This window comes from Nocardioides sp. B129/18 (assembly GCF_055282735.1).
Genome location: NZ_JBUZJI010000026.1, coordinates 1 through 9833, shown reverse-complemented (window position 1 = coordinate 9833; position 9833 = coordinate 1). Strand labels below are relative to the sequence as shown.

General features: G+C 74.7%; 9 protein-coding genes. 2 read left to right on the top strand and 7 right to left on the bottom strand.

Annotated features, from left to right (window positions below):
• Positions 1-416: 416 nt before the first annotated feature.
• The 6 genes from pgsA to ACZDWJ_RS16180 form a co-directional block, all read right to left on the bottom strand.
• Complete coding sequence (gene pgsA, locus ACZDWJ_RS16205; protein WP_463522543.1) at positions 417-1031, bottom strand: CDP-diacylglycerol--glycerol-3-phosphate 3-phosphatidyltransferase; 615 nt, start codon at positions 1029-1031, stop codon at positions 417-419.
• Positions 1028-2449, bottom strand: coding sequence for a 30S ribosomal protein S12 methylthiotransferase RimO (gene rimO / locus ACZDWJ_RS16200; protein ID WP_463522615.1), 1422 nt, complete (start codon positions 2447-2449; stop codon positions 1028-1030). The genes pgsA and rimO overlap by 4 nt, the downstream gene beginning before the upstream one ends.
• Before the next feature lie 123 nt (positions 2450-2572).
• Positions 2573-2989, bottom strand: a complete 417-nt coding sequence (locus ACZDWJ_RS16195; RefSeq protein ID WP_463522541.1) for a universal stress protein — start codon at positions 2987-2989, stop codon at positions 2573-2575.
• Positions 2986-4566 (bottom strand): tripartite tricarboxylate transporter permease, encoded by a 1581-nt coding sequence (locus ACZDWJ_RS16190; protein ID WP_463522539.1) that lies wholly within the window; start codon positions 4564-4566, stop codon positions 2986-2988. Before ACZDWJ_RS16190 ends, ACZDWJ_RS16195 begins: the two co-directional genes overlap by 4 nt.
• The gene (locus tag ACZDWJ_RS16185) at positions 4566-5096 is read right to left on the bottom strand and encodes a tripartite tricarboxylate transporter TctB family protein (protein WP_463522537.1); all 531 of its coding nucleotides are present in this window, start codon (positions 5094-5096) and stop codon (positions 4566-4568) included. The genes ACZDWJ_RS16190 and ACZDWJ_RS16185 overlap by 1 nt, the downstream gene beginning before the upstream one ends.
• Positions 5093-6118, bottom strand: a complete 1026-nt coding sequence (locus ACZDWJ_RS16180; protein WP_463522535.1) for a Bug family tripartite tricarboxylate transporter substrate binding protein — start codon at positions 6116-6118, stop codon at positions 5093-5095. Before ACZDWJ_RS16180 ends, ACZDWJ_RS16185 begins: the two co-directional genes overlap by 4 nt.
• A gap of 152 nt (positions 6119-6270) precedes the next feature.
• Here ACZDWJ_RS16180 and ACZDWJ_RS16175 point away from each other — a divergent pair, with 152 nt between their 5' ends.
• Both ACZDWJ_RS16175 and ACZDWJ_RS16170 read left to right on the top strand, forming a co-directional pair.
• Complete coding sequence (locus ACZDWJ_RS16175) at positions 6271-7947, top strand: sensor histidine kinase (protein WP_463522533.1); 1677 nt, start codon at positions 6271-6273, stop codon at positions 7945-7947.
• A complete protein-coding gene (locus tag ACZDWJ_RS16170; protein WP_463522531.1) occupies positions 7944-8720 on the top strand; it encodes a response regulator in 777 nt (258 codons plus the stop codon). The genes ACZDWJ_RS16175 and ACZDWJ_RS16170 overlap by 4 nt, the downstream gene beginning before the upstream one ends.
• A gap of 10 nt (positions 8721-8730) precedes the next feature.
• Here the strand turns inward: ACZDWJ_RS16170 and ACZDWJ_RS16165 are convergent.
• Positions 8731-9833, bottom strand: a 1103-nt coding sequence (locus ACZDWJ_RS16165; protein WP_463522529.1) for a helix-turn-helix domain-containing protein, incomplete at its 5' end; no start/stop codon positions are given.

Sequence of the window (9833 nt, the reverse complement as noted above, 5' to 3'; positions counted from 1 at the left end):
ACGCTCCGAGGGTGCGAAGGGGTGGGACGAGAGCGCCTCATCCGAGCGCGGGGTGGTGACCCGCGAGGTGTGCTCGGGTGAACGCGCCGTGTCCGCGGCCGGTCGAGACGGGAGATCCCGTCACGCCGCCCGCGGGATCGTCAGGACAGGGGTCGAGGACGCCCGCACGCGCGCGAGGACCTCGCGGGCGCGTGGTCGTGACGGACGGAGTGGAGTCCGGAGCCGGAGGGGGACGACGTCCCCCCGCCGGTCCTCACCCGAGATCGTGAGAGCACTGAGGTCTGACCTTCCTGACGCAGCCCCGGGAGCCGGGGCTGGGAGCACGATGCCCCGCCGAGCGGCCGTCCGTCTAGACCACCGACGCAACGAAACCGCCTGCGGAAGGTCTCGATCCGGTCTCGGGGGCCTCGGGGGCCTCAGGCCTTGCGCAGGGAGTGCCGCTGACGCCAGACGTCGCGGTAGAACTCCGCGCCCGACCACAGGGTCAGGGCGACGGCCACCACGAGGAGCGCCTGGGAGAGGTAGAAGAGCACCTCGCCCGGCACGTCGAGCCAGCCCGGCAGGTCGGGGTCGCGCCCGGGCAGGGTCAGGCCGCCGAGGGCGAGGGCCTGGACGGTGGTCTTGAGCTTGCCGAGGTCCTTCGCGGCGATGACGATGTGCTGGAGGATCGAGAGGCGCAGCAGCGTGACGCTCCACTCGCGCACCAGCACGACGATGGTGACCCACCACCAGATGTCGCCGACGATCGAGAGGCCGATCAGCGCCATGCCGGTGATCGCCTTGTCGGCGATGGGGTCGGCGATCTTGCCGAAGTCGGTGACCAGGCCGTGCTTGCGGGCGAGGTCGCCGTCGATCTTGTCGGTGATCATCGCGACGGCGAAGATCACGTACGCGACGGTGCGCCACACCGCGGACTCGCCGCCGTCGACGAGCAGCGCCCAGCCGAAGAACGGCACCAGGACGATGCGCAGCGTCGTCAGCGCGTTCGGGACGTTGAGGTTCGACGGCTTGGTCGCGGGGGCGTCGGTCATCGGGGGGCCTCCTGCGACGCGGCGGGCTCGGGACGGGCGATCAGGTCGACGCCATCGGTGTCGTCGACGACCGCCGTGACCAGGTCGCCGACGCGCAGGGTGGCCAGCAGCGCGGGGTCGCCGACGAGGGCGGTGGTGCCGTCGACCTCGGGACCCTGGTGGGCGGCCCGGCCGAGGACACCGTCCTCGAGGGACTCCACGAGCACCTCGACCCGCTCGCCGATCCGCTCCTCGGCCCGCTGGGCGTTGAGCTCCTCGACCAGCGCCGTGACGTGCTCGGTGCGGGCGCGGATCTCGTCCTCGTCGAGCTTGTCGTCGAAGCCGGCCGCCTCGGTGCCGTCCTCGTCGGAGTAGCCGAAGACGCCGGTGACGTCCATGCGCGCGGCCACGAGGAAGTCGCACAGGGTCTGGAGCTCCTCCTCGGTCTCGCCGGGGAAGCCGACGATGACGTTGGAGCGCACGCCCGCGGTGGGCGCGAGCTCCCGGACGCGCTCGAGGAGCCCGAGGAACGACTCGGGGTCGCCGAAGCGGCGCATGCGACGCAGCACCGTGGCGCTGGCGTGCTGGAAGGAGAGGTCGAAGTACGGCACGACGCCCGGCGTCGTGGCGATGGCCTCGAGCAGGCCGGGACGCGTCTCGGCGGGCTGCAGGTAGGAGACCCGCACCCGCTCGACGCCGTCGATGGCGGCGAGCTCGGGCAGCAGGGTCTCGAGCAGGCGCAGGTCGCCGAGGTCCTTGCCGTAGGAGGTGGAGTTCTCGCTGACGAGGAACAGCTCCTTGGCACCCTGCTCGGCCAGCCAGCGCCCCTCGGCGAGCACGTCGGAGGGCCGACGGCTGACGAAGGCGCCGCGGAAGCTCGGGATGGCGCAGAAGGTGCAGCGACGGTCGCAGCCGCTGGCCAGCTTCAGCGCGGCGGTCGGGCCGGAGTCGAGGCGGCGGCGCACCGAGGCCGGCCCGGAGGCGTGGCCGGGCACGGCGGCGTCGGAGAGCGAGCGCTCGACCGGGGTGATCGGGAGCAGCAGGCGTCGGTCCTGCGGGGTGTGGGCGGCGGGCCGCTCCCCCGCGACGATGGCCTGCAGGCGCGCGGCGATGTCGGGGTAGTCGTCGAAGCCGAGGACGGCGTCGGCCTCGGGCAGCGACTCGGCCAGCTCGTGGCCGTACCGCTCGGCCAGGCAGCCCACCGCGACGACGGCCTGCGCCTTGCCGCCGTGCTCGGTCTTGAGGTCGGCGGCCTGGAGCAGGGAGTCGATGGAGTCCTTCTTCGCGGCCTCGACGAAGCCGCAGGTGTTGACCACGACGGTGTCGGCCTCGGAGGGGTCCGCGACGAGGGTGAAGCCGCCGGCCTCGAGTCGCCCGGCCAGCTCCTCGGAGTCGACCTCGTTGCGGGCACAGCCCAGGGTCACCATGGCCACGGACAGGGGCGTGCGGGATTCGGTCGTCATGATCGCCCTCGAGTATGCCGCCGATCGCCGACCGCGTCGAAACCCTCGCGGTCGGCGATCGCGCGCGATCCCCGGCGTCCCGGCCCCGGACGGGCCCGCTCAGCCGCCTGCGGGGGTGCGCACCGCGCTGTCGGCCTTGACGGCCAGCACCGGGCACGGCGCCTCCAGCAGCACCCGCTGGGCGACGCTGCCCAGCAGCAGCTTGCCGACCGGCGAGCGGCGTCGCAGGCCCAGCACGATCAGCTCGGCGCCGACCTCGACGGCCACCGCCACCACGGCGTCGCCGACGTCGAGGGCCATCGGCGAGCGCACCTCGACCGCGACGCCGGCCGCGCGCACGCGCTTCGCGGCCTCCCGCAGCGCCTCGGGGGCGAACCGCTCGTCGACGGTGGCGTCGCCGCGGGTGGCGTTGACCAGCACCAGGCCCGCGCCGGTGAGCGCGACCTCCGCGACGGCGTGCCGCACGGCGGCCTCGCCGTGGGCGTCGGGCGCCCATCCGACCACGATCGTGCTCATCGCAGCGCCTCCTCGCGCTCGGGGGCGGACGGGGACGAGGGAGCGTCGACGACCGCGACCTGGCGCTCCAGGCGGCGCCGCAGCAGCGGCGGCACGATCAGGGCCAGCACCGCGATCGCGTAGATCACCACGGCCAGCGGCTCGGACCACAGCCCGGAGACGTCTCCCCCGGAGATGGCCATAGCCTCGCGCAGCTTGCCCTCGAGGATCGGTCCGAGGATGACGCCCAGGATCAGCGGCAGCACCGGCAGGCCGAAGCGGCGCATCGCCAGGCCCAGGAGGCCGAAGACGACGAGCAGGCCGACGTCGAAGGGGTCCTGGTTGGTGGCGTAGGCGCCCAGGCAGGCGAAGAACAGGATGCCGGCGTAGAGCTGGGGCCGCGGGATGCGCAGCAGCCGCGCCCACAGCGGCGCCAGCGGCAGGTTGAGCACCAGCAGCAGGGTGTTGCCGATGAGGAGGCTGGCCAGCAGCGTCCACACCAGGTCCGACTGCTCGGCGAGCAGCTGCGGGCCGGGCTGGATGCCGTAGCCCTGCAGCGCGGAGAGCATGACCGACGCGGTGGCCGTCACCGGCAGGCCCAGGGCCAGCATCGGGACGAACATGCCCGCGGCCGAGGCGTTGTTGGCGGCCTCGGGGCCCGCGACCCCCTCGATGGCGCCCTCGCCGAAGCGCTCGCCCTCGCCCCGGCCCTCGACCGCGGCGCGGCTGCCGCGACGGTCGGCGAGGCGGCGCTCGGTGGCGTAGGAGAGGAACGTCGGGATCTCGGCGCCGCCGGCCGGCAGCGCGCCGAACGGGAAGCCGAAGGCGGTGCCGCGCAGCCACGGCGCCCACGAGCGACGCCAGTCCGAGCGGCCCATCCACGGGCGACCGACCGGCGTCACCGGCAGCGGCCGACGACGCAGGTGCGCCGCGACCCACAGCGCCTCGCCGAGGGCGAAGATGCCCACCGCGACGACGACCACGTCGATGCGGTCGACCAGCTGCGGCACGCCGAAGGACAGGCGCGGCTGGCCGGTGTTGAGGTCGAGGCCCACCAGGCCGATGGTCAGGCCCAGCGCCAGCGCAGCGAGGCCGCGCACCCGGCTGGAGCCGAGCACCGCGCTGGTCATCAGCAGCGCCAGCACCATCAGCGCGGTGTACGAGGGCGCGCCGATGTCGACGGCGACGCCGGCCAGCGCCGGGGCGAAGAACGCCACGAGCAGCGTGCCGATCGTGCCGGCGACGAACGAGCCGATGGCGGCGGTCGCGAGCGCCTGGGCGCCGCGGCCGCGCTTGGCCATCGCGTTGCCCTCCAGCGCGGTCATGACCGACGCGGACTCCCCCGGCGTGTTGAGCAGGATCGAGGTGGTCGAGCCGCCGTACATGCCGCCGTAGTAGATGCCGGCGAACATGATGAACGCCGAGGTCGGCTCGAGGCCGAAGGTCACCGGCAGCAGCAGCGCCACCGCCATCGCGGGGCCGATGCCGGGCAGGACGCCCACGAACGTGCCGAGCAGGACGCCGATCGCGGCGTAGGCCAGGTTCTCGGGGCTCGCCGCGGCCTGCAGACCGCCCCAGAGCAGGGAGAGCTCGCCCATCAGAGGATCCCGTCCAGGAGGCCGGGGCTCAGCGGGATGCCGAGCCCGGCGTAGAAGGCGTACCAGCTGCCGACCGAGAGCACGGCGCCGACGAGCACGTCGCGCACCAGCGTCCGCGACCCGAGCGACCACGCCGCGCCGGCGAACAGCAGCGCGCCGGTGATCGCCCAGCCGAGCCAGCCGACGGTGAGCACGGTCAGCACCAGGACGCCCACCAGCCGCGCGACCGTCAGCCAGTCCGAGCCCTGGGAGAGGTCGACGTCCTCGCCGCCCTCGACCTCGCCGCGGCCGCCGCGCAGCGCCGAGGCGGCCAGGAGCACGCCGAGCACCACGGTGCCGACGCCGATGACGGTCGGGAAGACGCGGGGGCCGACGGGGTCGGCGAACCCGACGTCGAGCCGGGAGGCGTCCAGCAGGGTCACCGCGCCCACGAGCACCAGGACGGCGGCGAGGCCGAGCTGGGCGAGGTCGCGCGGCGCGCGATCGTGCGGGTGGGACGTCAGGTCGGGTGTCACGTCGGGGGTCGTCACAGCAGACCCACCTCCTTCAGGGTGTCGGCGACCCGGGCGTCCTGCTCGCGCAGGAAGGCCCCGAAGTCGTCACCGGTCTTGAGCTCGTCGATCCAGCCGTTGCGGGCCAGCACCCGGCGCCAGGCCGCGGTGTCGTGCATGCGCTCGACGTAGGCGATCAGCTCGTCGCGGCGCTCCTGCGAGATGCCCGGCGGGGCCACCAGGCCGCGCCAGTTGGTGAAGATCAGGTCGACGTCGGACTCGGTCAGGGTCGGCACCTTCCCGAGGACGTCGCCGTCGAGGCGCTCCTCGCCGGAGACCGCCAGCGCCCGCAGGTCGCCGGACTCGATCTGGCCCTCGAACTCGCCGAGGCCGGAGAAGCCGGCGTCGATCTTGCCGCCGAGCAGGGCGCTGGTCAGCGGACCGCCGCCGTCGTAGGCGACGTAGCGACGCTGCACCACGCGCGGGTCGATGCCCAGCTCGTCGGCCAGCTGCATCGGGAAGAGGTGGTCGGGGCCGCCGGGGCTCGAGCCGCCGCCGACGACCATGCCGGAGGGATCGGCCTTCCATGCCTTCGCGAAGTCCGCGAACGTCCGGTACGGCGAGTCGGCCGGCACGAGCACGGCCTCCTGGTCCTCGATGAGCTGCGCGATCGGGGTCGCGTCGGCCACCTGGTAGCGCTGGGCGAAGGAGTAGGACGCGCCGACGACGCCGAGGCCGACGGTCATGAGCAGGTGCTCGTCGCCCTTCTGGCTCATCAGGCGGGTCAGCGCGACCGAGCCGCTGGCGCCGAGGATGTTGGTGACCTGCAGCGAGCCGCCGGTGATGTCCTCGCTCTCGAGCACGCCGACCGCCGCACGACCGGTCTGGTCGTATCCGCCGCCGGGGCTGTTCGGGATCCACATCGCCAGATCGCGGTCGTCGTCGCGACGGGTCAGCCCGCAGCCGCTGGCCGCGAGGACCACGGCGACGGCCATCGCGGCGGCGACCGCGACGGCGCCGGGTCGGCGTCGTCGGCGGCCGCTCGGACTCGTCTCGCGCATCGTGCACACTCCCACTCGTTCAGGCACTCGTTCGGGCCTCGTTCGGGCCTCGGGTTCGGGTGCGGACTCGCCCCTGCGGGCGCCGCGGGGTTGACTGTGCCCAGTCGATGTGGCCGCCGTCACGCTTGGGCAACTAGAGGAGGTTGTGGACCTTGTGGTCACGCTGGACGCGACGTCGGGCCCCCGGCCTGGCCGCCCAGGTGCTGCTGCTCCAGGTGGGCGTGCTCCTGGTGGTGCTGGCGGTGAGCAGCGTCGTCTCCCTGCGGCAGGCCGACGCCGAGTTCCGTGACAGCCGCGCCCAGCGGCTGACCGCCGCGGCGGAGGCCCTCGCGGGCACGCCCGCGGTGCAGGACGGCCTGGACTCCCCCGACCTGCGCCGCGCCGCGCTGGTCTTCTACGCCCAGCAGCGGGCCGATGACGTCGGCGCCAGCGTCGTGCACCTCGTCGGACGCGACGGGCGGGTGCTCATCAGCACCGACCCGACCCGCGAGGGTCAGGAGGCCGACCTCGGGCCCGGCGACGCGCTCGAGGGACGCCGCTGGACCGGCGACGTCCGCGACCGTGGCTCCGCGGCACTGGCCGCCACCGTGCCGGTGCTCTCCGACAACGCCCCCGGCGAGGACGACGCCGCGGCCCCGGGCACCGGCGAGCCGGCCCCGGCCGGCTCGGTGGTCGGCGCGGTCGTCGTGGTCGAGGACTTCCCGCCCTGGCGCGAGCGGCTCGCGGGCGCGCTCGGCGACCTCGTCGTCTTCCTCGGCCTCGGCCTCGGGCTCGGGGTGGCCGGGTCGATCCTGCTCTCCCGACTGATCCGTCGCCGCACCCGCGGCCTGGAGCCCGCCGAGATCGCCGCCCTGGCCGACCAGCGCGAGGCCCTGCTGACCTCCCTGCGCGAGGGTCTGCTCGCACTGGACGCCGAGGAGCGGGTGGTGCTGGTCAACGAGTCCGCGCAGTCGCTCCTCGGGCTCCCCGCGGTGAGCGGCGGCCGCCCCGTGCGCGAGCTCGGGCTGCCCGAGCGCGTCGTCGACCTGGTCACCTCCGGCGGGGAGGTCGTCGACGCGCCGGTCGTCGTCGGAGGTCGTCTGCTGGTGCTCAACCGCGCGCCGGTGAGCAGCGGCGGCAGCGTCACGACGCTGCGCGACCGCACCGAGCTCAGCGCCCTCCAGAGCCGCCTCTCGGCGCGCGAGAGCCTCACCGACACGCTGCGCGCGCAGACCCACGAGTTCGCCAACCAGCTGCACACGCTCTCGGGCCTGCTGCAGCTCGGCGAGCCCGACGAGGCCGCTCGGCTCATCGGCACCCTCACCCGCCGCCAGGCCGCCATCAGCGACGCCGTCCGCTCCCGCGTCGAGGACCCCTCCCTGGCCGCGCTGCTGGTGGCCAAGACCTCCCAGGCCGACGAGCGCCGCGTCGACCTCGTGCTCGACGAGGAGTCCGGCGTCCCGCGGCTGGACGCCGACCTCGCCGCCGACGCCGGCACGGTGCTCGGCAACCTGCTCGACAACGCCCTCGACGCCGCCGCCGGAGCCGACCCGACGGCGCGCGGGCGCGTCACGGTGCGCATGCTGCTCGACGGCGACGGCGACGGCGACGGCCCCGAGCGGGCCCTGGTGGTGCAGGTCGGCGACACCGGTCCCGGCGTCGCCGCCGAGGACGTCGCCGACCTGTTCCGCCGGGGCTGGTCGACCAAGCCGAGCGACGCCAGCGGCCGCGGCGTCGGACTGGCGCTCGTGCAGCTGGTCTGCGAGCGTCGGGGCGGCTCGGTCTCGGTGCGCTCCGGTCCGGGAGCCGTCTTCACCGCCCGCCTGCCGCTCGCCGAAGGAGCCCGATGATCGCCGGCCCCGACCGCCCGGACCACCTCGACGCCCCGCTGCGGGTGCTCGTCGTCGACGACGACTTCCTCGTCGCCTCGATCCACACCCGGTTCGTCTCCCAGGTGCCCGGCTTCGAGGTCGTCGGCACGGCCGCCACCGCAGCCACCGCTCGCGCGGAGATCGAGCGACTGCGTCCCGACCTCGTGCTCCTCGACGTCCACCTGCCCGATCGCAGCGGCATCGAGCTGCTGCGGTCCCTGCGCGCCGAGGGCGACGACACCGCCGTGCTCGTCGTCACCGCGGCCCGCGAGGCCGACACCGTCCGGGCCGCGGCCGCGGCCGGCGCCGCGCACTACCTCGTCAAGCCGTTCGAGGCCGCCGACCTGGCCGAGCGCCTCCAGCTGGTGCGTCAGGCGCGCGCGGCCCTGGGCGATGCGCCCGAGGCCGATCAGGCGAGCATCGACGCGGTCTTCGCGCCGGTGGGCTCACGGCGTGCGCCGCTGCCCAAGGGCCTCTCGGCCGAGACGGCCGCGGCCGTGCGCGCCGCCGTCGACGACGCCCCCGAGCGCGAGCTGTCCGCGAGCGAGGCGGCCGAGGCGATCGGGATCTCCCGCGTCAGCGCCCGGCGCTACCTCGAGCACTTCGCGGCGGTCGGCGAGCTCGAGGTGAGCCTGAGATATGGGGGCGGGGGCCGTCCCGAGCGGCGCTTTCGCGCTGCCGAGGGACGACCCCCGCCGTCTCGCCCTCCCCAGGGCGTCCATGGGACCGGTGGAGACACCGGTCACAGATGAGTGTAGACGCTCACCCGGCCGAGTTCACATAGGTGGCCTGGGCGGGTCGGCCGGTGGTGCCGATCGCGCCCCGGTCCTTCGAGCCGATCCGCACCTCCAGCGAGCCGTCGGTGGTCTGCACCCGGACGGGCTGGCTCACCGAGCGCAGCTGCTTGGACTGGCCGAAGACGAGGCTGCCCTGGAAGACGACCTTGTCGCGGCCGTCGCGCACGACGACGCGCGCTCCGCCGCCGGCGGCCGTCAGCGTGACCGGCACGGAGCCGCCGGTCACGGTGCTGCCGGCCGGGGTGATCGCGCCCCGCGGGTCCTCGGTCTCGGGCCGGTCGGTGACCAGACGCGCGATCGACCACGCGAGGACGACGGCCATCACCGCGGCGGTGAGGACCGACCAGTTCGGACCGCCGCGGGTGCCGCGGATGGCGCCCCCGGCGAGCTCGGCCTCGAAGACCCGGCGAGGGTCGATGGGCGCGTCGGCGTAGCGGTCGTCGTAGGCGGCCACCAGCGGCGCGGAGTCCAGGCCGAGCACCCGGGCGAGGGTGCGCAGGTGACCGCGGGCGTAGAAGTCGCCGCCGCAGGGACCGAAGTCGTCGACCTCGATGGACTCGATGACGTGCGGGCGGATGCGGGTGCGGTCGGCCAGCTGGTCGACCGTCAGGCCCAGTCGCGTGCGCGCGGTGAGGAGCTGCGGCCCGATCACGGGGACGCGTGCGGGCGCCTCCTCGGGAGTCTCCCGCTCGCCCCACAGGACGGTGTCCTCGACGAGATCGACGCTGCCGGGGCGGTGCAGCGCCCGGGGCGCGGCGAGGACGGGCTCGGGGGTCTCAGCGGCCTCGGTGACCTCGGCGACCTCGGTGGCCTCGACGGGGCCGCGGGCGACCGTGCCGGCCATCTCCGCGCGCACGGCCACCAGCGGCTCGCGCAGCGGCGAGGGGGTGGGGCTGGCGACGCGGGCGGCGGGCTCCTCGGCGACCTCGACAGCCTCGACGGCCTCGTCCTCCGCGGGCTGCTCGAGGACCGGCTCGGCGTGCGCCTCACCGACCGGCTCGGCGACCGCGGTGGCCCACTCGGCGTCGTCGACGTACTCGAAGCCCTCGATCTCGACGACCTCCCGCA

Excerpts from the sequence above, each read along its gene's own strand:
- pgsA (WP_463522543.1), bottom strand. The coding sequence starts at position 1,031 with ATGACCGACGCCCCCGCGACCAAGCCGTCGAACCTCAACGTCCCGAAC.
- ACZDWJ_RS16195 (WP_463522541.1), bottom strand. The coding sequence starts at position 2,989 with ATGAGCACGATCGTGGTCGGATGGGCGCCCGACGCCCACGGCGAGGCC.
- ACZDWJ_RS16190 (WP_463522539.1), bottom strand. The coding sequence starts at position 4,566 with ATGGGCGAGCTCTCCCTGCTCTGGGGCGGTCTGCAGGCCGCGGCGAGC.
- ACZDWJ_RS16180 (WP_463522535.1), bottom strand. The coding sequence starts at position 6,118 with ATGCGCGAGACGAGTCCGAGCGGCCGCCGACGACGCCGACCCGGCGCC.
- ACZDWJ_RS16170 (WP_463522531.1), top strand. The coding sequence starts at position 7,944 with ATGATCGCCGGCCCCGACCGCCCGGACCACCTCGACGCCCCGCTGCGG.